This is a genomic window from Pseudomonas azotoformans (assembly GCF_900103345.1).
Classification (GTDB): Bacteria; Pseudomonadota; Gammaproteobacteria; order Pseudomonadales; family Pseudomonadaceae; genus Aquipseudomonas; species Aquipseudomonas azotoformans.
The window spans coordinates 2,798,128-2,816,885 of the sequence record NZ_LT629702.1 but is presented as its reverse complement, the minus strand read 5'-3'; the positions used below and the strand labels follow the sequence as shown (position 1 = coordinate 2,816,885).

Here is an 18,758-nt window from a genome sequence, read left to right as displayed (position 1 = left end):
TGAAATGCGTTCCAAATGTGGGAGGGGGCTTGCCCCCGATGGCGTCAGTCAAGGCACCGCCTATTTCGGCCCAAGAATCTTCACCAACTTCTCCGGCGAAGGCGCCCCTTGCTGCTGCTGCAACCCGCCCTTGTCATCCAGATAGAAAATCGCCGGCGTCGCCGACAATTCCAGCTCATCCATCAACTTCATGTTGCTATCAAGCTTGGCCTCGATATCCGCCGGAATCTTGGCCAACGCCTGCAACTTGCTGCCCTTGCCAGCGGCTTCATGTTCTTCCAAGGCTTTCTGCGGGTCTTTAGCGGCAAACAGCGCGGCGGATTTGCCCGGGCTGTCTTCGCGGATGATGCCGACCATGATGTGGCGCAACTGCACCTTGCCGGCCTTCACCCAGGGGCGGGCCTGTTCCCAGAACATGTTGCAGTAGGGGCAGTTGGGGTCGCTGAACAGGTAGACGATGCGCGGCGCCTTGATGTCGCCGTCCTGGATCCAGCTGCTTTTTTCCATCTTGGCCCAGACTTCCTTGGCCATCGGTGCGTACACCAGCTTTTCCAGGGGGGCGCTGCTCAGGTCGTTGCCTTGGGCGTCGTACAGGTTGCCGGCGATCACGCTTTTGCCGTCGGCGGTCAGGTACAGGGCCATGCCACGGTTCTGGTACTGGGCGGCGTAGCCGGTGAGGCCGCTGGGGGCGTCGAATTTGCCGAGGATCTTGGCGCCCTTGGCCTCGATCTGTTTGATCGGTGCAGGCCAGTCTTCGGCCTGGGCCAGGGTGGCCGCGAGTGTCAGCGGCAGCAGGGTCAGCAGGTGGCGGAGGCTTGGCATGTCGGTTTCCTTTCAGGGGCGGTGTCGAAGGGTTCCATGGCGCGGGCCAGGCTGGCCTGGGACAACTCGCCCAGGTGGCTGTTGATCAGGCGCCCATCGGCTCGGTAGAACAAGGTGGTCGGCAAGGCCATCGAGCCCACGGCCTGGCCGAGGCGGCCGCTGGCGTCGAACAGCACGTTGTCCAGCGTCAGGCCTTGAGTGGCGAGGAAGGTGCTGACGCTTTGCATGCTTTCGGCCTGGTTGACGAACAGGAAGGTCACATCGGGACGTTGGTGTTGGGCACGTTCCAGCACCGGCATTTCGCGGCGGCACGGCGGGCACCAGGTGGCCCACAGGTTGATCACCAGCGGACCGCCCTTGTAGTCGGCCAATTGCACCACCTCGCCATTGGCATTGCGCAGGGTGATTTCCGGCAGCTGCGAGCCCTTGTCATACAGGCTCAGGGACACGCTGGTCATGCCCCAGAACACCAGGCCGGTGATCACCCCGGCACTCAGCGGCTTGCGCAGGGCCGGGCGGCGCCAGCCATAGGCCAGTGCGCCAAGGACCAGGGCGATCACGCCCGGCCAGGCAAGGAAGCCGCCGTCGCGCAGGTCGACCATCTGCACCCAGTCGTTGCGGTAGTCGCTCCAGTACCTCAGTACAAAGCTGATGCGGGCGACGAGCATGCCCAGCAGGAAAAGGCTGAACAGCACCGATTCCGGGTTTTCACCACCACGCTTGGCCACGCGCCAACCCACCAGGGTGGCGAGAATCAGCGCGCTGATCAGCAGGATGTGATTCAGGGCGATGGCGAAGGTGCCGATGGTCAGGGTCAGCATCAGAGAGCGTCTCGGGTTTGCGTCCAGCGTTGCAGGAAAGCGGCGGCATCCACTTCGCCGGTGATGCGTTGGGCGCGGCGTTCTTCACCGTCCGGGCCGATCCACACGAAGCTCGGTGGGCCAGGCACTTTGTAGCGGCCGAGCAGCGCGCGGCTGGCGGCGTTGTCGGCGGTGACGTCCAGGCGCAGCAGGCGTACGTCTTTCAGCGCCTGCATGACTTCGGGTTGGCCGAACACCTGTTTTTCCATGATCTTGCACGACACGCACCAGTCGGCGTAGTAGTCCACCAGCACCCATTGGCCTTGGGCCTTGGCGCTGTCGAGCTGGCTTTGCAGCACGGCCGGGTCGTTGATGGTCATGAAGGCATCGTGGGCGGAGGCTGCGCCGGCGACCCGTGAACCGCTGTAGACCTTCAGCGGTTGCCACAGGTCGTCGCTGCCCCCCGCTGCGCCCACCACCAGCACCGCGCCCCACAGACCCAGTACCAGGGAGCCTGCGCCAAACACCTTGGCGGCCAGGCCGTATTCTCGGGCCAGGGTCCAGCCGCAGTAGGCCATGATCAGCGCGAGTACGCCCCACAGGCCGATCCACAGGTTTTCACCGACCACCGGGCGGATCATCAACACGGCGGTGCCGAGGAACAGGAAGCCGAAGATGCCCTTGAGCACGTTCATCCAGGTGCCCGGCTTGGGCAGGAAGCGGTTGCCCACGGTCACCAGCAGCAACAGCGGAATGCCGATGCCGATGCCCATGGCGAACAGGATCAGGCCACCGTGCAGCGCATTGCCGCTCTGGGCGATGTAGAGCAGGGCGCCGGCCAGGGGCGCGGTCATGCACGGGCCCACCAGCAGACCGGACAGCGCACCGAGAATCCCTGCCCCCACCAGGCTGCCGCCGCTTTGCTGGCGGCTGACGTTGTCCAGGCGGTCGCGCAGGAACGCTGGCAGTTGCAGTTCAAAGAAGCCGAACATCGGCAAGGCGAGGATCACGAACAGCGCAGCGAAACTGCCGAGGATCCATGGGGTTTGCAGGAGCGCGGCGAGGTTGGCGCCAAGCAACGCAGCCAATACGCCGAGCGCGGCATACACCAGCGCCATGCACACCACATAGCTGCTGGCCAGGGCAAAACCGCGACGCGGGCTGGCGCCACTGCCCACCACCAGGCCGGCGAGAATCGGCAGCATGGGCAACGAGCACGGGGCAAACGCCAGTAACAGGCCCAGGCCGAAGAACAACAACAGGCTCCAGCCCAGGCTGCGCTGTTGCAAACCGCTGGCCAGGCTCTGGTCCTGGGCTTGCGCGGTGGCGGCGACGGCGGGGTTGCCGCCCAAGTCCACGGTGATCGATTGCGGCGGATAACACAGGCCCGCGTCAGCGCAGCCCTGCCAGCCCAGCTTGACCTGGCCGGTGACGCCGGCCGGGATCTTCACTTCCAGGCCCTGGCGATACACTTCCTGGTCGCCGAAGAACTCGTCGCTGTGAGCCTCGCCTTGCGGCAAAGCGGGCTTTTCGGCCAGGCCGTCGAACTTCATACGCTGCTTGTACAGGTAATAGCCGTCGGCAATCTGCCAATACAACTGGGTCTCGCCACTTTCAAGACGTTCGGAGGTAAAGGTGAAGGCCTTGCCCACCGGGAGGAAATCGGGTTTGGTCTCAAACGGGTTGCCCGGCGCTGCCTGGGCCAGCCCGGCGAACAACACCAGCAGAAAGGTAAACAGATGCCGCATGGTCAAGCCTTAGTTCGATGCAAGTAGGCACACAATGTGTGGCGTTGATTAACCGATGATTAACCATGGCTATTCTAGATTGAGTGTGGGGTGTTTAGCGGCATAATCTGCGCTTAATCCGCTGCCCCTTTAATCTCCCCATCTTTCATGAAGGGTTCTCCATGCACGTACTGGTCTGTGAAGACGACAAACTGATCGCCAGCGGCATTGTGGCCGGCCTCGCTGCCCAAGGGTTTACCGTCGAACATGTGGCCACGGCGGGCGCTGCACGCGCGATGCTCAAGGCCGCGACGTTCGACATCATGGTGCTCGACCTGGGCCTGCCGGATGAAGACGGCCTCAAGTTGTTGCAGCAACAGCGCAGCCAGGGCCTGGAGATACCGGTGCTGATCCTGACCGCACGCGACTCGGTGACCAACCGCGTCGATGGCCTGCAAGCCGGCGCCGATGACTACCTGCTCAAACCCTTCGACCTGCGCGAACTCGCCGCGCGCCTGCAAACCCTGTTGCGACGGGTCGCGGGGCGCAGCGTCAACCTCATCGAGCATGGCCGCCTGGCCTACGACCCCAGTAGCCGCGAAACCTTCCTGGGCGGTGAGCCCGTCGACCTGTCGCGTCGCGAACAGGCGCTGTTGCAAGCCTTGCTGCACAATAAAGGCCGGGTACTCTCCAGCGAACAGCTCAAGGACAGCGTCTACGGTTTCAACGACGAGCTGGAGAGCAACGCGCTCAACGTGCATATCCACCACCTGCGGCGCAAATTGGGCAATGGCATCGTCGAGACCGTGCGTGGCCTCGGGTATCGCCTTGGCCCGGCCGATGGAGGCGAGGACGCATCGTGAAAAGCCTGCGCCTGCGCCTGACGTTCAAGCTGGGCGCCGCTTTTGTGCTGATCTGGGCCCTGGCGGCGGCCTGGATGCTCAACGACCTGCGCAACCAGATGATGTTCTCCCTCGACCAGCGCCTGGTGGCGTCGGCGCGCATGGTGGCGGGGCTGACCGAACAGATGCCCGGCCTGGCCAGCGTCAGCGGCGGCGCGCATTTCAGCGCTGAACAATTGAATGTGCCCGGCGGCATGGCCTGCCAGGTCAGTTCCCTGCGCGGGGAAATCCTGGCGCGCAGCCACACCACGCCGGAAGAGGGGTTGGAGTCGCGCAAGAGCGGGTTTCGCGACCAGGTCGTCGATGGCGTGGGCTGGCGCAGTTTCACCCTGTCCCGGGGTGACCTGCTGATCACCACGGCCGATCGGCAAGTGGAGCGCGAGGCGCTGAACCTGTCGATCTTGCTGGCAGCGTCGGTGCCGGTGGGCGTGGCGATGCTGGGCTGCCTGTGCCTGTTGTGGCTGGGCATCGGCCAGAGCCTGCTGCCGCTCAACCGCATGCGTGACGCCTTGATGCGCCGCAGTGCCGACTCCCTTGAACCGCTGCAGATCCACCCGTTGCCCAGCGAACTCAAGCCGCTGCTCGACACCCAGAACCAGCTATTGCAACGCATCGCCAAGACCATCGAGCGCGAGCGCCGTCTCACCGGTGACGCCGCCCACGAACTGCGCAGCCCGCTCACCGCAATCAAGACCCACCTGCAAGTGGCGCGCATGACCGAAGGCGCGGCCCGCGACCAGTCCCTGGCCCATGCCGAGGAGGGCGCCGACCGCCTGCATCGGACCCTGGAGCAATTGCTCTTGCTGGCCCGGGTGGAGGGCAACCTGTCGTTTGACGATGGTATGCATTCCAGTGCCGAAGAAGTAGCGCGCCTGGCGATCCAGGATGCCAATGCCGGTGACAACTCGCGCATCGACCTGATCCTGCCGGACGACCTCTCGGCCACCCCGGTGGAAATGCCGGTGGGCCTGGCGGTCGCGGCCTTGCGCAACCTGCTGGACAACGCGTTGCGCCACACGCCGACGGACACCCGGGTGGAGCTCAGCGTGTTCACCGAAGCCGATAATGTGGTGTTCCGCGTGCGTGACCACGGCAAGCAGATTGCCGCCGAGGACCTGCAATACCTGACCCAACGCTTCTGGCGCAACGGCAACAGCGAAGGCTGTGGCCTGGGCCTGGCGATCGTGCAAGCGATCGTGCAACGCTGTTCCTGCTCATTGAAATTCGACAGTCGGCCGGATGGTTTGCGCGTCGACCTGGGCATGCCTCTGCGCTGCTGATCACGTTTCTTTCAAGTGCCAAATAGTTACCGCCCTGCTGAAGTTCAAGCCTTCAGGATGGCGGTAATTTTTTTGCGCTTGAACGGGCCGAACGACTCGGCCTGTATTGAAAAGGACGGTTCTCATGTTGGTCATCGATACCAGTTTCCCTGCCAGAGGCTTCAACGAACGCAACGGCGAGCCCGTGCGGCAGGTGATCCTGCATTACACCGCAGCGCCTTTTGGTGCCTCCCTGCGCACCCTGACTCAGGACGGGGTGAGTGCCCACTACTTGCTGCCCGACCCTGATGAGCCCGACTATCGCGCGGCGGGCTATGAAGAGCTGCGTGTGTTCCGGTTGGTGGAGGAAGACAAGCGTGCCTGGCACGCCGGTGTGAGTCATTGGGCGGGGCGCGACAACCTCAACAGCCGCTCGATTGGCGTCGAGATCGTCAACCTGGCGCGGGATGACGGTGGTGTGTTCACCTTTCCTGCCTACGCGCAGGAACAGATCGACGTATTGATTGCGCTGGTTCGCGACATTCTTGGGCGCTACCCGCAGATAGGGCCCATCGACATCCTCGGGCATGCGGACGTGGCGTTCGGGCGCAAGAGCGATCCGGGGCCGCGGCTGCCGTGGCGGTGTCTGCATGAGGCTGGGGTGGGGGCCTGGTTTGATGAGGCGACGCGGGCGATGTATCAGCGTAGGTTTTGCCTGGGCCTGCCGCCGGAGGTCGAGGTGGAGCGGGCGTTTCAACGCTATGGCTATGCGCCGGCGAAGAATCGGCAAGGGTTTGAACAGAGGACGCGGGCGTTTCAGATGCACTTTCGGGCGCGGGATTACTGCGGGTTTCTGGATGCGGAGACCTGCGCGATCTTGTACGCACTGAACGAAAAATACCGTGGTTTATGACGCCGAACGCAGTTCCAATGTGGGAGGGGGCTTGCCCCCGATTGCGCTCTGTCAGTCCCGACACCAGTGACTCATCCACTGCTATCGGGGGCAAGCCCCCTCCCACATTTGGTTTTGTATTCATTGGTGAGTGATCAAAGGCCCTAAATCCCCTCGACGCTGGTGCGTTTCCAGAACAGGAAATCCGTGCGCATGCCCCTTGGGGCCAGACGCCAGCGGATCGGCAGTTTGGTCACCATCATCAGCGTATTGAGGGATCGAGAAATGTCAGTCGCTACCAGCCGTATCGAAGACGCCCAGGTGCATGAAACGCTTTACCAGTTCGACGAAACCCCGCTGCTGGCCCGACAGCGCCAGCAGGAATCCAATGCCCGCAGCTACCCTCGGCGCATTCCCCTGGCACTCAAGCGTGCCAAGGGGATTTACGTGGAAGACGTCGAAGGGCGCAGCTTCATCGACTGCCTGGCGGGCGCCGGCACCCTTGCGCTGGGGCATAACCACCCGGTCGTGATCGAGGCTATTCAACAGGTGCTGGTCGATGAACTGCCCCTGCACACGCTGGACCTGACCACCCCGGTCAAGGACCAGTTCGTGCAGGACCTGTTCGGTTTGTTGCCGCCGGCGCTGGCGCGGGAAGCGAAAATCCAGTTCTGCGGCCCCACCGGCACCGATGCGGTGGAAGCTGCGTTGAAGTTGGTACGCACCGCCACCGGGCGCAGTACCGTATTGTCCTTCCAGGGCGGTTACCACGGCATGAGCCAGGGCGCCTTGAGCCTGATGGGCAGCCTGGGGCCGAAGAAACCCTTGGGCGCCCTGCTCGGCAACGGCGTGCAATTTTTGCCATACCCCTACGACTACCGTTGCCCGTTCGGCCTGGGTGGCGCGGAAGGTGTGCGGGTCAACCTGCACTACCTGGAAAACCTGCTGAATGATCCGGAGGCTGGCGTATTGCTGCCAGCCGCTGTGATTGTCGAAGTGGTGCAGGGCGAGGGCGGCGTGATTCCGGCTGACCTGGACTGGCTGCGCGGCCTGCGTCGCATCACCGAGCAGGCGGGCGTGGCGTTGATCGTCGATGAAATCCAGAGCGGTTTCGGTCGCACCGGCAAGATGTTTGCCTTCGAACATGCCGGGATCATCCCGGATGTGGTGGTGATGTCCAAGGCCATCGGCGGCAGCCTGCCGCTGGCGGTGGTGGTGTATCGCGACTGGCTCGACACCTGGCTGCCGGGCGCCCATGCCGGGACCTTCCGTGGCAATCAGATGGCCATGGCGGCAGGTTCGGCGGTGATGCGCTACCTCAAGGACCACGACCTGGCCGGCCATGCAGCGGCCATGGGCGAGCGCCTGGGTGAACACCTGCGCATCCTGCAACGCGACTTCCCGCACCTGGGGGATATTCGGGGCCGTGGGTTGATGCTTGGCGTGGAACTGGTCGACCCGAACGGCACGCCGGACATTCAAGGCCATCCGCCGGTGCATCGCCAATTAGCGCCGCTGGTGCAGCGCGAATGCCTCAAGCGCGGGCTGATCCTTGAACTGGGCGGTCGGCACGGCAGTGTGGTGCGTTTCCTGCCGCCGCTGGTGATCACCGCTAACGAAGTGGACCGGGTGGCGGACATCTTCGGGCGCGCGTTGGCGGCAGCGGTCGCCAGCCTCTAATTTTTTGCCAGCTTGGTACGTTTCTACAGATATCGGTGCTGCGCACGGTGCGCAGCCAGCCTTATAGCGATGGAGAACAGCAATGACCTCAGTATTTGACCGCGACGACATCCTGTTTCAGGTAGTGGTCAACCATGAAGAACAGTATTCCATCTGGCCCGACTACAAGGCCGTGCCGGAAGGCTGGCGCACGGTGGGCAAGAGCGGCCTGAAGAAAGAGTGCCTGGCCTATATCGAAGAAGTCTGGACTGACATGCGTCCGCTGAGCCTGCGCCAGAAGATGGATGGCACTGCGATCGCGTAAACGCCACAGATCAAAAATGTGGGAGGGGGCTTGCCCCCGATGAGGGAGTGTCAGTCGACTAATGAGTGACTGATACACCGCCATCGGGGGCAAGCCCCCTCCCACATTTTGAGCTGTGTTGCTTTCAGGTATTTTTTTCTTTGTCTAATCCGCCCGAAGCCCCCGTCACCACTTGCACGCTCAAGCGTGGTGTGGCCAGGTCCAACCCCGCCTCATCCAGATGCCGTTTCAGCGACAGGTTGAACGCCCGCGACACTTCCCACTGTTTGATCGGCGCCGTCTTGAACCGCGCCCGCAGGATCGCGCTGCCCGACTCGAAACTCTCAACCCCCTGAATCTCCAACGGCGACCAGATATTGCGACGTTGCAGCGGGTCGTTGCGCATTTTCTGGCCAACATCGCGCATCAGCTTGATGGCGTCGTCGATCTCCATGTTGTACGGGATCGCCACCCGGAAGATCGCGTAGCCGAACTCCCGCGAGTAGTTCTTGATGCTCTTGATCTCGCTGAACGGGATGGTGTGCACAATGCCGTCGATATCCCGCAGGCGCACGGTACGAATGGTCAGGCCTTCCACCGTGCCCAGGTGGCCGCCCACATCCACGTAGTCGTCGATGGCCAGGGAGTCCTCGATGATGATGAACAGGCCGGTGATCAAGTCCGCCACCAGCGACTGCGCGCCGAAACCGATGGCCAGGCCGATCACACCGGCGCCCGCCAGCAGCGGCGTGACGTTCATGCCCATGTTTGCCAGGGCGACGATGGCAGCAATGATAAAGATGGTCACGAACAGCACGTTGCGGATCAACGGCATCATGGTCTGCGCCCGCGCGTTGGCCAGGCCTTTGCGCGAGCGGGTGAGGGCATGGTGGATCGCGGTGTCGCTGAGAATCCAGATCAGCCAGGCGAACAGCAAGGTCCCGGCCAGGCCGAACAGCTTGACGCTGACTTCATGGCCATCGCCTTCGGTAAAGCGGATCAGCGACAGGCCCCACACCCGCAGGCCCAACTCGATAAACACCAGCCACACGATCAGGTGGGCCAGGGTGTAGACGAAGCTTTTCAGGCGTTCGGAATACAGCGCATGACGCTTGTGCCCACGCTGCGGCTTGAGCGCGTGGCGACGGACCAGGCCGTTGATCACCATGCACAGCACCAGCAGCACCGTGCACAGCAGGGACTGGCGCAAGGCGGTGCTGGTATCGCCGGCCGAGACGAAGGTGGCGAACAGCGAGATGCCCACCAGCAGCAAGGCCGGTATGTACCAGAAGGACCCGATGATTTCGATGGTGTCGCTGAGGGCGCGGCGCGTCAGGCGGCGCGACAGCGGCTGGTTGCGGATCAGGTGGGCGATGGGCCGGCGGAAACGCAGGATGAATACACCGGTCGACAGCGCCGCCATCACATTGGCGACCGTCGCGGCGGTGTGGGACAGGTGCTGGCCCAGGGCCTGGACCAGTCGCGGGTCGCTCAAGGCCTCGCCAAAGGCGGCAAAACTGCCGATCCACCATAGCGGGCGGAACGCCTGGTGCCGCAGGATATACAGCGCACGATGACGGTGCGGGCCGTCGAGTACCGAAAAAGCAATCACGCAGATCGCCGAGAAACAGGTGCCTACCACCAGTGCGTAGGCCAGCACCATCGCCAGGGACTTGCCCAGGGACGAGGGCAGGGCGTAGCTCAGGTACACCGTGATCACCAGGGCGATCATCCATGGGCCGAGCTTGCGCAGGGCGAAGCGCACCATGTCCCAGGTGCGTGGATGTTGCGGCAATTCTTCAGGCAGGCCGAAACGTTCGCGCACCCGATGGCTGAGCCAGATCAGCGCGTAGGCCAGCAGGCTCCACACGGCGAGGATCAGGGCAAAACCGAAAATGATCGGCAGCCATTCGTTGGCCGGCAGCATCAGCGCACTGAGTTCTTCCTTGGCCTGGTCGACTTCGTTGGACCAGCGTTCCAGCGGGCTGTCGGCTCCGGAGAACTGTGCCTCCAGGTTGGCCAGGGTGCCGCCGATCAACCCCAGCACGCCTTCTTCGGCGGCCGGTTGGGCCTTTTGCGTGGCGGCGCGCAGCTTTTTCAGGTCGCTCAGCAACTGGGTGCGCTGCTGGTCGTTTTCCAGGGTCTTGATCACCTCGTCCAGCGACTGCCCCAGTGGCACTTCGGCCTGGGGCTGGGTCTTGTTGGTACTGCCCAGCAAGCCGGGCAAACCCACTGCATGGGCAGGCGTGAGCGGCAGCAAGGTGAGCAGGGCGATCAAGCAGTAGCAGGGCAGGGCAAACAGACGGGAAAGCACGAGGCGGTCAACCTTGGAAACGACGGGTTGAGCGAGTGTACGAGTGCAAGCGTCATTCGGCCAGTTTGGCGAGGATCTTGTACACCACGGTGCCCAGGATCAGCAGCATGCCGAGCCACATGCCGAACACGCCGAGGGGCTTGTCGCGAAAGTTGAAACCCACGGCCAACATGATCATGCCGATAAGGATAGGGATAAGCATGGCGTGGAAGGAGGACATGGAGATCATGGGAGGGGACGGCCTTGTCGGAGTGGGAATACTGACAAGTCTAGGTCGGATTGTGAGAAGTGCAGGTGATATAGATCAGGCGTGCACAACACAATGTGGGAGGGGGCTTGCCCCCGATTGCGGTGGATCAGCGTCAGGTGTAGTCACTGGCACACTGCTATCGGGGGCAAGCCCCCTCCCACATTCAGATCAGGGCAGATCGTGGCTCGCGTAGAACGCCCCCAACACCTTCACCAGATGCGCCAGGTCATGGCTGCCGCACAGTTCGCGGATCGAGTGCATGGCGAACGTCGGCAGGCCGATGTCCACGGTACGCACGCCAAGATGGCTGGCGGTGATCGGGCCGATGGTCGAGCCGCAGCCCATGTCGCTGCGTACCACGAAGCTCTGCACTGGCACTTCCTGGGCCATGCACAGGTGGCGGAAGAACCCGGCGGTTTCGCTGTTGGTGGCGTAGCGCTGGTTGCTGTTGACCTTAATCACCGGGCCGGCGTTGAGCTTGGGGCCGTGGTTGGCGTCGTGTTTCTCGGCGTAGTTAGGGTGAACGCCGTGGGCATTGTCTGCCGACACCAATAGAGATTTCTGAATGGTACGTACGAATTCATCACCTTCTGGCAGCAGGCGACGCAGGGTCTGCTCCAGCATCGGGCCATCGGCGCCGCATGCCGAGCAGGATCCGACTTCTTCGTGGTCGTTGCACACCAGCACGCAGGTTTCTTCGCTGTCGCTGGTGAGCAAGGCTTGCAGGCCGGCGTAGCACGACAGCAGGTTGTCCAGGCGTGCGCCGGCGATGAAGTCGCCATTCAGGCCAATGACCGCAGCGCTTTGCGTGTCGTAGAAACTCAACTCGTAGTCGAGCACCACGTCGGCGTTCAGCCCATGCTCGCGCGCCAGTTGCTCGGTGAGCACGGCGCGGAAGTCGACGCGCTCGTCACCGGCAAATTGCGCGAGGATCGGCGGCAGCTCGGTCTGGGCATTGATCGCCCAACCCTGGTTGGCTTCACGGTTGAGGTGAATGGCCAGGTTGGGAATGATCGCGATGGGCAGCTTGAAGTCGATCAACTGGCTTTCGACCTTGCCGTCGCGGCGGAAGGTCACGCGGCCGGCCACGGACAGGTCGCGGTCGAACCACGGCGCCAGCAGTGCGCCGCCGTAGACTTCCACGCCCAACTGCCAGAAGCCCTGGCGTTGTAGCTCAGGCTGCGGCTTGACCCGCAGGCACGGGCTGTCGGTGTGGGCGCCGACCAGGCGGATACCACCCTGCAGCGGCGAATGGCGGCCGAGCTTGAAGGCGATGATCGAAGAGTCGTTACGGGTCACGTAATAGCGCCCGTTGGCCTCGGTGGCCCAGGTTTCGCGCTCATCGAGACGCTGGTAGCCGGCCGCTTCCAGGCGCTGGGCCAGGGCGGCAGTGGCATGAAAAGGAGTAGGGGAGGCCTTGAGGAAGTCGATCAGGCCTTGATTCAACGCTTCGCGCATAAATAGCTCCAGACAGCAATGCGCGGAGTTTACCGTATTGGCTCCGCCGATTCATTGTAGGAGCGAGCTTGCTCGCGAAAAACGTCAACGATAACGCGGGCATTCTGAATGAACGTGGCGTTCTCTGGTTTTTCGCGAGCAAGCTCGCTCCTACAGGTAAGCGTCTTTGCCTTAGAAAGGGGCAGGGCACTCGAAGCGCAGGCGCTCGCCGCTTTGGGGGTGGGTGAAGCTCAACATGCTTGCATGCAGGCACAGGCGCGGCCAGGCAGCCAGGGCTTGCTCATGGGCATACAGGCCATCACCCAGCAAGGGGTGGCCGATGGAAAGCATGTGCACACGCAGCTGGTGCGAACGCCCGGTAATCGGTGTCAGCTCGACGCGGCACCAGTCCCCGCAACGCTCCAGCACCTTCCAGAAGGTCAGCGCGTGCTTGCCGAACTCGTGGTCGACCACATGCCGGGGTTTGGTCGGTGGGTCGTAGCGCAGCGGCAAATCGATGCTGCCACTGTCCAGTTCCGGTTGGCCCCAGGCCAGGGCGGTGTAGGCTTTTTCGGTTTCACGGTCGTGAAACTGGCGAGACAGCTCGCGGTGCGTGTCAGCATCCCGGGCCAGCAAGATGATGCCCGAGGTTTCCCAGTCCAGGCGGTGGACGATACGGGCTTCGGGGTAGCCGTTTTCCTGCAGGCGAGTGATCAGGCAGTCCTTGTTGTCGTCGGCGCGGCCAGGCACCGAGAGCAGCAGGGTGGGCTTGTTCACCACCAGGACGGCGTCGTCCTGATACAGGATGTGGATATTGGACAGCGGCATTAAACAGCCTCGTAACAAACGCCAACGGCGGCTCCACTGACTGCCCCTTCAATCTGTAGGAGCGAGCGTGCTCGCGAAGAACCTGAGGACAACGCGTTTATCCAGAATGAACGCGACGTCCTTGAGTTTTTCGCGAGCAAGCTCGCTCCTACAGGTTGAGGGCCAGGTAGCAGAGCCGCCGTGGCGGCCGCCTGTTCGATCAACGATCAGGCAGGGTGATATTGAGTTCCAGAATCGAGCAGCTGCCGTCATTTTCCAGGGCGACATGCACGTCATCGTTGCCGATATTGACGTACTTGCGGATCACCTCGACCAGTTCCTTCTGCAAGGCTGGCAGGTAGTCCGGCGTGCTGCGTTGGCCGCGTTCGTGCGCCACGATGATCTGTAGACGCTCTTTCGCTACCGACGCGGTACTTGGCTTTTTGTTGGCGCGAAAGAAGTCGAGAAATTTCATTGTTTAGTTGCCTCCAAAGATACGCTCGAAGAATCCCTTCTTCTTGACATCGAGGAAGCGGTGTTCCACGGTCTTGCCCAACAAGCGATCAACGGCATCGCTGTACGCCTGGCCGGCGTCGCTCTGGTCATCGAGAATCACCGGAACGCCCTGGTTGGAAGCCTTCAGGACCGCCTGGGATTCTGGAATCACGCCCAGCAGGGTCACTGCGAGGATTTCCTTCACGTCTTCAACGCCGAGCATTTCGCCGTTGCTGACGCGCTCAGGGTTGTAGCGGGTGAGCAGCAGGTGCTCCTTGATCGGGTCTTCGCCTTTCTCGGCGCGCTGGGACTTGCTGGCCAGCAGGCCGAGCATGCGGTCCGAGTCACGTACGGAGGAGACTTCCGGGTTGGTCACCACGATGGCTTCATCGGCAAAGTACATCGCCAGGTGAGCACCGGTCTCGATACCGGCCGGCGAGTCGCAGACCACGTATTCGAAGGTTTCCTTCAGCTCGGCCAGGACTTTGCCTACGCCTTCTTTGGTCAGCGCGTCTTTGTCGCGGGTCTGGCTGGCGGCCAGCACGTACAGGTTCTCAAGGCGCTTGTCCTTGATCAGGGCCTGTTGCAGGTTGGCTTCACCGTTGACCACGTTGACGAAGTCATACACCACGCGGCGTTCGCAGCCCATGATCAGGTCGAGGTTACGCAAGCCGACGTCGAAGTCGACGATAACTGTCTTGTGGCCGCGCAGAGCGAGGCCGGTACCGATAGCGGCGCTGGTGGTGGTCTTACCCACACCACCCTTGCCGGATGTAACCACGAGAATCTTGGCCAAGGTGTTTCACCCCTAAGGAAAAAGGACTTTTCAGTCCCTGAAAAACATCTCTTGGAACTCGCTGCAGGCGGACAGCCTTGTAGGAATAAAAAATTCCTACATAAGTAATGCCGGTTTCGCTGTGCTATCAGAGTCTAGAGATGCTTGGAAAATGCGGCAGTATCCGTTAAAGACGGATGATGTTCAACACATCGCCCGACAGGTTGACCTGCACCGAAGCCCCCCACAGCGGATCACGGCGCAAATCTTCCGAAACCTTGTACTGGCCTGCGATGGACACTAGCTCAGCGGTCAACTGCTGGCAAAAAATACGGGCCTTTGTATCACCCTTGATGCCGGCGAGGGCACGTCCGCGCATCGGGCCGTATACATGGATGTTGCCATCGGCGAGAAGTTCCGCCCCCGGGCTGACCGAGGAGATCACCACAAGGTCGCCGCCCTGGGCGTAAATCTGCTGCCCGCCGCGTACGGGCGAGGTGATGATCTTTGTAGGCTTTATCGCAGGCTCGGGTGGTTTTTCCGGTTTTTTCTTCTCTTCGCCGACCAATGGTTCGAGCGGACGCTCGCGTGCGCCGGACGGTGGCAGTACTGGCAGTTCAATGGCGATGGCCGCCGCAATGTCTTCGATGCGGCTGGCGCGAATCGCCAGGGTACGCAGGCCATGGGAACGGCACACGCGCATCAGGCCGGGCAAATCGATACTGCCCTGGCCGGCGGGCAACTTGTCCAGGGCCAGCACCAGCGGGGCGTTGTTGAAGAAGTTCGGCGCCAGGGCGACCTTGGCCGCCAACTGGCGGTCCAGGGCGTCGAGGTCGTTACGGGCGAGTTCCAGCACGGTGATGGCGAGCATGCTGCCTTTCAGCTGGAACACGGGATCTTGGTCTAGCGGTTCGGTTTGGCTCATGGTCGGCAAAAGCGGCTTGTCACGAAAAGTGTCGAGACTTATAACGAGAACACTCACCCGCCGCAAGCCGGGTCGAACCGTTGTAGAATGCGCGGCCCTTGTCTTTACCGGAATCTGTAATGGATCGCCCGCGTTTTCGAGCTGTATTTTTTCACCCGCGTTTCTGGCTGTTATGGCTGGGGCTCGGTCTGCTGTGGCTGGTCACCCAACTGCCGTATCGCGCGCTGCTGAGCATCGGTCGCCTGCTGGGTGCCGGCATGTACCGCGTGGCCGGCGAACGACGCCGCATCGCCGCGCGCAACCTGGAACTGTGCTTCCCGGAAAAATCCGCCAAAGAACGTAAGCAGTTGCTCAAGGAAAACTTTGCCTCCACCGGCATCGCGTTCTTTGAAATGGCCATGAGCTGGTGGTGGTCGCGCCAGCGCCTGGCGCGCCTGGCCCACGTTGAAGGCCTGGAACACCTCAAGCAGGCCCAGTTGGATGGCAAGGGTGTGATCCTCATGGCCCTGCATTTCACCACCCTGGAAATCGGCGCCGCGCTGCTGGGGCAGAAGCACACCATCGATGGCATGTACCGCGAGCACGGCAACCCGCTGTTCGACTTTATTCAGCGCCGTGGCCGCGAACGTCACAACCTCGATTCCCTGGCTGTGGAGCGCGAAGACGTGCGCGGTATGCTCAAGCTGCTGCGCGCCGGGCGTGCCATCTGGTACGCACCGGACCAGGACTATGGCGCCAAGCAAAGTATCTTCGTGCCATTGTTCGGCATCCAGGCCGCCACAGTGCCGGCTACCAGCAAGTTCGCCAAGCTGGGCAAGGCGCTGGTGGTGCCGTTCACCCAAAAGCGCCTGGCCGATGGCAGCGGTTACCGCCTGGTGATCCATCCGCCGCTCACCGATTTTCCCGGCGAAAGCGATGAAGTCGACTGCCTGCGCATCAACCAATGGGTTGAAGCCTCCGTGCGTGAATGCCCCGAGCAATACCTGTGGACGCACCGCCGCTTCAAGAGCCGGCCGCCGGGTGAGCCCAAGCTGTACGAAAAACGCCGCTGATAAGAACGACTTTTCCCCACATGGAGTGAAGCAATGCGCCCAGCTGAACCGGTTACAGGCTTGATTCTTTCCGGCGGCGGGGCGCGAGCGGCGTATCAGGTGGGGGTATTGGCGGCGATTGCCGAGTTGCTGCCACCGGGGGCACCCAATCCTTTTCCAGTGATCGTCGGCACCTCGGCCGGCGCGATCAATGCGGTGAGCCTGGCCAGTGGTGCCACGGACTTCACCGCTGCGATCCAACGTCTTACGGCGTTCTGGCAGGGCTTTCGCAGTCATCTGGTGCTGCGCAGTGATTGGCCGGGGGTGATCCGGCAGGCAAGCCGCTTCCTAATCCACAGCCTGCTCGGGCTGGGCGCGCAAGTACCGGTGGCATTGCTCAACAGCACGCCGCTCAAGGCGCTGCTCAAAGACAAACTGCATCTGGACGGCATCGACGAAGCGATCCGCAACAAGCATCTGCATGCGGTGGCGGTCACGGCCTTCGGCTACGAGTCCGGCCAGGCGGTGACCTTCTATCAGGGCGGCGGCACCATCGATGCATGGTTGCGCCACCGCCGTATCGGCCTGCCGACTCAACTGACGGTCGAACACCTGCTGGCCAGCTCGGCGATCCCCTTGTTGTTCGCGCCTGTCAAACTCGACCAGGAGTACTTCGGCGACGGTGCGGTGCGGCAATCAGCACCGATCAGCCCGGCGTTGCACCTGGGGGCCAGCCGCGTGCTGGTGGTGGGCGTCAGCGGCAACCCACGGGGCAATGAACCGGCGGTGCAGCGCAGCTACACCGGCCAGGAACCGACCCTGGCGCAGATCGGTGGGCATATGCTCAACAGCACGTTCATTGACAGCCTGGAAGGCGATATCGAATTGCTCGAACGCTTGAACCAGTTCAGCCATGTCGCGCCTGGTGTGGCGGCGGTGGAGGTGCTGGTGATCGCACCCAGCCAGCCGATCGATGAGATCGCGGCGCGGCATCGCCAGGAATTGCCGGCGGCGTTGCGCTTGTTTTTGCGCGGGCCGGGGGCGACCAAGACGAGCGGGGCGGGGGTGTTGAGTTACTTGCTGTTCGAGGCGGGGTATTGCAGCGAATTGATCGAGCTGGGGCGACGGGATGCGTTGGCCAAGCGCGAGGAAATAACCCGGTTCTTGGGCTTGGCATAATCCCTGTAGGAGCGAGCTTGCTCGCGAAAAACCCAAGAGCAACGCGATCATTCAGTATGTGCGCGTTATCGTTGACGTTCTTCGCGAGCAAGCTCGCTCCTACAGGGGGAAACCTGAACGCTTAGAAGTGATACTTGACCAGGAAGCTCGCTGTGTCCTGGTTGGTCTTGAACGCGCCGGAATCTTCGATCCCGTACTTGTTCTTCCAATAGTCGTATTCAAAGCCCACGTACAACTGCTTGTCGCCCCAATGCAGTGCCTTGCCCAGGTCATATTTGACCTGCGGGTTGAAGTGCAGGTTGGCGTGGTAGGTGCCACGGGCGTTCTTGTCGTTGTCCGTCACCCAGTCCATGAAACCGTCGATCAGCACATCGGAGTTGCCCACGGGGATGGTGTAAGACCACACCGGGGTGATCTGCCACACACCGTCACCCGGGCGATTGCCTTCGGTCTGGCGCTGGTAGAAGTTCAACTGGAAGTAATCGAAACCGGGGATGTTCAAGTCAAAGCCAGGCCCGAGCAGGTACGACTCGTTGTCGCCTTCGCCGAACTCGTAAGTGAAGGCCAGCAATACATCTTTGATCGGGCCGAACGACAGGTCTTTATCAAAGATTTTGCCGAATGACAGGCGCGGGCTGATTTCGCCGTAATAGGTACTTGGCCCGACGTTGCCGTCTTCCTTGCCGTTGTAAAAGATGCGGTCGACGAACACAAAGTTATCACCGTACTTCCAGGCATCGGCATGTTCGAACGTGACGGTTTGCTGGATCTGCGGGTTGACGGTAAAGCTCTTGCCCCACAAGTAAGTCAGGCTGTTGTTCTGCCACTGCAACAGGTCACCGGCCACGGCTTGGCCACCGGCCAGCAGGGATCCCGCCAGCATCAGGCCTTTGAACATAGGTTTCATTCGGTTGCTCCCGAGTTAAAGTTTTATGGTTTTTCTTCTACGCAGGCGCTCTGGTGTGGCGCCTTTTGGTTCGCTGCAAAAATCGTCTGTTCGGTCAGCTTTAGTGCTTTTAGCAAGAGCTGCGCCAAGGTGTTTAAAAAGCCAAAAAATCCCCGTCGGCTGCATGAGATGCAGTCGAATTCAGAGGACATTTGCGCACTTTGGCTGCAGACAGGAGGCCGGGATAAGTTGGCCTTGCAGTCAGCTTTTACATTCGCTGTTTTTTTTTGAGTC

The 18,758-nt window shown here is 61.9% G+C and carries 19 protein-coding genes; 7 read left to right on the top strand and 12 right to left on the bottom strand.

Annotated features, from left to right (window positions below; translation table 11 throughout):
* Positions 1 to 60: 60 nt before the first annotated feature.
* The 3 genes from dsbG to dsbD are packed head-to-tail and all read right to left on the bottom strand — an operon-like array spanning position 61 to position 3,370.
* The gene (gene dsbG, locus BLR69_RS12485) at positions 61 to 822 is read right to left on the bottom strand and encodes a thiol:disulfide interchange protein DsbG (protein WP_071492732.1); all 762 of its coding nucleotides are present in this window, start codon (positions 820 to 822) and stop codon (positions 61 to 63) included.
* Positions 798 to 1,643, bottom strand: a complete 846-nt coding sequence (locus tag BLR69_RS12480; protein WP_071492733.1) for a prolipoprotein diacylglyceryl transferase family protein — start codon at positions 1,641 to 1,643, stop codon at positions 798 to 800. Before BLR69_RS12480 ends, dsbG begins: the two co-directional genes overlap by 25 nt.
* The gene (dsbD, locus tag BLR69_RS12475) at positions 1,643 to 3,370 is read right to left on the bottom strand and encodes a protein-disulfide reductase DsbD (protein ID WP_071492734.1); all 1,728 of its coding nucleotides are present in this window, start codon (positions 3,368 to 3,370) and stop codon (positions 1,643 to 1,645) included. Before dsbD ends, BLR69_RS12480 begins: the two co-directional genes overlap by 1 nt.
* A 161-nt stretch (positions 3,371 to 3,531) precedes the next feature.
* Between dsbD and BLR69_RS12470 the strand changes: the two genes are divergently transcribed.
* The 5 genes from BLR69_RS12470 (at position 3,532) to BLR69_RS12450 (ending at position 8,386) form a co-directional block, all read left to right on the top strand.
* Positions 3,532 to 4,212 carry a response regulator gene (locus BLR69_RS12470; protein ID WP_071492735.1) on the top strand — a complete coding sequence of 227 codons (681 nt, stop codon included), beginning with the start codon at positions 3,532 to 3,534 and terminating at the stop codon, positions 4,210 to 4,212.
* Positions 4,209 to 5,531: an ATP-binding protein gene (locus tag BLR69_RS12465; RefSeq protein WP_071492736.1), complete on the top strand. Its 1,323-nt coding sequence runs from the start codon at positions 4,209 to 4,211 to the stop codon at positions 5,529 to 5,531. Before BLR69_RS12470 ends, BLR69_RS12465 begins: the two co-directional genes overlap by 4 nt.
* 124 nt (positions 5,532 to 5,655) lie before the next feature.
* Positions 5,656 to 6,423, top strand: a complete 768-nt coding sequence (locus tag BLR69_RS12460) for an N-acetylmuramoyl-L-alanine amidase (RefSeq protein ID WP_071492737.1) — start codon at positions 5,656 to 5,658, stop codon at positions 6,421 to 6,423.
* 264 nt (positions 6,424 to 6,687) lie between these two features.
* Positions 6,688 to 8,082 carry an aspartate aminotransferase family protein gene (locus tag BLR69_RS12455; protein WP_071492738.1) on the top strand — a complete coding sequence of 465 codons (1,395 nt, stop codon included), beginning with the start codon at positions 6,688 to 6,690 and terminating at the stop codon, positions 8,080 to 8,082.
* 82 nt (positions 8,083 to 8,164) lie between these two features.
* Positions 8,165 to 8,386 (top strand): MbtH family protein, encoded by a 222-nt coding sequence (locus tag BLR69_RS12450; RefSeq protein WP_071492739.1) that lies wholly within the window; start codon positions 8,165 to 8,167, stop codon positions 8,384 to 8,386.
* Positions 8,387 to 8,510: 124 nt separating this feature from the next.
* Here BLR69_RS12450 and BLR69_RS12445 read toward each other — a convergent pair whose 3' ends face one another.
* From BLR69_RS12445 to minC, 7 genes are all read right to left on the bottom strand, one after another.
* Positions 8,511 to 10,679, bottom strand: a complete 2,169-nt coding sequence (locus BLR69_RS12445; protein WP_071492740.1) for a mechanosensitive ion channel family protein — start codon at positions 10,677 to 10,679, stop codon at positions 8,511 to 8,513.
* Between the two features lie 52 nt (positions 10,680 to 10,731).
* Positions 10,732 to 10,899, bottom strand: a complete 168-nt coding sequence (locus BLR69_RS30945) for a hypothetical protein (RefSeq protein WP_163821401.1) — start codon at positions 10,897 to 10,899, stop codon at positions 10,732 to 10,734.
* A gap of 198 nt (positions 10,900 to 11,097) precedes the next feature.
* Complete coding sequence (locus tag BLR69_RS12440; protein ID WP_071492741.1) at positions 11,098 to 12,387, bottom strand: M18 family aminopeptidase; 1,290 nt, start codon at positions 12,385 to 12,387, stop codon at positions 11,098 to 11,100.
* 171 nt (positions 12,388 to 12,558) lie between these two features.
* On the bottom strand, positions 12,559 to 13,194 hold the full coding sequence (locus BLR69_RS12435) for an RluA family pseudouridine synthase (RefSeq protein ID WP_010208822.1): 636 nt from the start codon (positions 13,192 to 13,194) through the stop codon (positions 12,559 to 12,561).
* A gap of 199 nt (positions 13,195 to 13,393) precedes the next feature.
* Positions 13,394 to 13,648, bottom strand: a complete 255-nt coding sequence (minE, locus tag BLR69_RS12430; protein WP_003175252.1) for a cell division topological specificity factor MinE — start codon at positions 13,646 to 13,648, stop codon at positions 13,394 to 13,396.
* Positions 13,649 to 13,651: 3 nt separating this feature from the next.
* Positions 13,652 to 14,464 carry a septum site-determining protein MinD gene (gene minD, locus BLR69_RS12425; RefSeq protein ID WP_003209098.1) on the bottom strand — a complete coding sequence of 271 codons (813 nt, stop codon included), beginning with the start codon at positions 14,462 to 14,464 and terminating at the stop codon, positions 13,652 to 13,654.
* Between the two features lie 166 nt (positions 14,465 to 14,630).
* Positions 14,631 to 15,368 carry a septum site-determining protein MinC gene (minC, locus tag BLR69_RS12420; protein WP_033900844.1) on the bottom strand — a complete coding sequence of 246 codons (738 nt, stop codon included), beginning with the start codon at positions 15,366 to 15,368 and terminating at the stop codon, positions 14,631 to 14,633.
* A 119-nt stretch (positions 15,369 to 15,487) separates the two neighbouring features.
* Between minC and BLR69_RS12415 the strand changes: the two genes are divergently transcribed.
* Complete coding sequence (locus BLR69_RS12415) at positions 15,488 to 16,420, top strand: lipid A biosynthesis lauroyl acyltransferase (protein ID WP_071492742.1); 933 nt, start codon at positions 15,488 to 15,490, stop codon at positions 16,418 to 16,420.
* Between the two features lie 33 nt (positions 16,421 to 16,453).
* Complete coding sequence (locus BLR69_RS12410; protein ID WP_071492743.1) at positions 16,454 to 17,578, top strand: patatin-like phospholipase family protein; 1,125 nt, start codon at positions 16,454 to 16,456, stop codon at positions 17,576 to 17,578.
* 121 nt (positions 17,579 to 17,699) lie between these two features.
* Here the strand turns inward: BLR69_RS12410 and BLR69_RS12405 are convergent, their stop codons facing one another.
* Positions 17,700 to 18,485: an outer membrane protein OmpK gene (locus BLR69_RS12405; RefSeq protein WP_058424647.1), complete on the bottom strand. Its 786-nt coding sequence runs from the start codon at positions 18,483 to 18,485 to the stop codon at positions 17,700 to 17,702.
* Positions 18,486 to 18,508: 23 nt separating this feature from the next.
* The gene (locus BLR69_RS30755; protein ID WP_156790787.1) at positions 18,509 to 18,676 is read right to left on the bottom strand and encodes a hypothetical protein; all 168 of its coding nucleotides are present in this window, start codon (positions 18,674 to 18,676) and stop codon (positions 18,509 to 18,511) included.
* Between the last annotated feature and the right edge of the window lie 82 nt (positions 18,677 to 18,758).

What these genes read in the sequence shown, in the direction of transcription:
- BLR69_RS30755 (WP_156790787.1), bottom strand. Translation starts at nt 18,676, where the DNA reads ATGTCCTCTGAATTCGACTGCATCTCATGCAGCCGACGGGGATTTTTT.
- dsbG (WP_071492732.1), bottom strand. Translation starts at nt 822, where the DNA reads ATGCCAAGCCTCCGCCACCTGCTGACCCTGCTGCCGCTGACACTCGCG.
- BLR69_RS12405 (WP_058424647.1), bottom strand. Translation starts at nt 18,485, where the DNA reads ATGAAACCTATGTTCAAAGGCCTGATGCTGGCGGGATCCCTGCTGGCC.
- BLR69_RS12450 (WP_071492739.1), top strand. Translation starts at nt 8,165, where the DNA reads ATGACCTCAGTATTTGACCGCGACGACATCCTGTTTCAGGTAGTGGTC.
- BLR69_RS12480 (WP_071492733.1), bottom strand. Translation starts at nt 1,643, where the DNA reads ATGCTGACCCTGACCATCGGCACCTTCGCCATCGCCCTGAATCACATC.
- BLR69_RS12435 (WP_010208822.1), bottom strand. Translation starts at nt 13,194, where the DNA reads ATGCCGCTGTCCAATATCCACATCCTGTATCAGGACGACGCCGTCCTG.
- dsbD (WP_071492734.1), bottom strand. Translation starts at nt 3,370, where the DNA reads ATGCGGCATCTGTTTACCTTTCTGCTGGTGTTGTTCGCCGGGCTGGCC.
- BLR69_RS12410 (WP_071492743.1), top strand. Translation starts at nt 16,454, where the DNA reads ATGCGCCCAGCTGAACCGGTTACAGGCTTGATTCTTTCCGGCGGCGGG.
- minC (WP_033900844.1), bottom strand. Translation starts at nt 15,368, where the DNA reads ATGAGCCAAACCGAACCGCTAGACCAAGATCCCGTGTTCCAGCTGAAA.
- BLR69_RS12440 (WP_071492741.1), bottom strand. Translation starts at nt 12,387, where the DNA reads ATGCGCGAAGCGTTGAATCAAGGCCTGATCGACTTCCTCAAGGCCTCC.
- BLR69_RS30945 (WP_163821401.1), bottom strand. Translation starts at nt 10,899, where the DNA reads ATGTCCTCCTTCCACGCCATGCTTATCCCTATCCTTATCGGCATGATC.
- BLR69_RS12455 (WP_071492738.1), top strand. Translation starts at nt 6,688, where the DNA reads ATGTCAGTCGCTACCAGCCGTATCGAAGACGCCCAGGTGCATGAAACG.
- BLR69_RS12415 (WP_071492742.1), top strand. Translation starts at nt 15,488, where the DNA reads ATGGATCGCCCGCGTTTTCGAGCTGTATTTTTTCACCCGCGTTTCTGG.
- BLR69_RS12470 (WP_071492735.1), top strand. Translation starts at nt 3,532, where the DNA reads ATGCACGTACTGGTCTGTGAAGACGACAAACTGATCGCCAGCGGCATT.
- minE (WP_003175252.1), bottom strand. Translation starts at nt 13,648, where the DNA reads ATGAAATTTCTCGACTTCTTTCGCGCCAACAAAAAGCCAAGTACCGCG.
- BLR69_RS12460 (WP_071492737.1), top strand. Translation starts at nt 5,656, where the DNA reads ATGTTGGTCATCGATACCAGTTTCCCTGCCAGAGGCTTCAACGAACGC.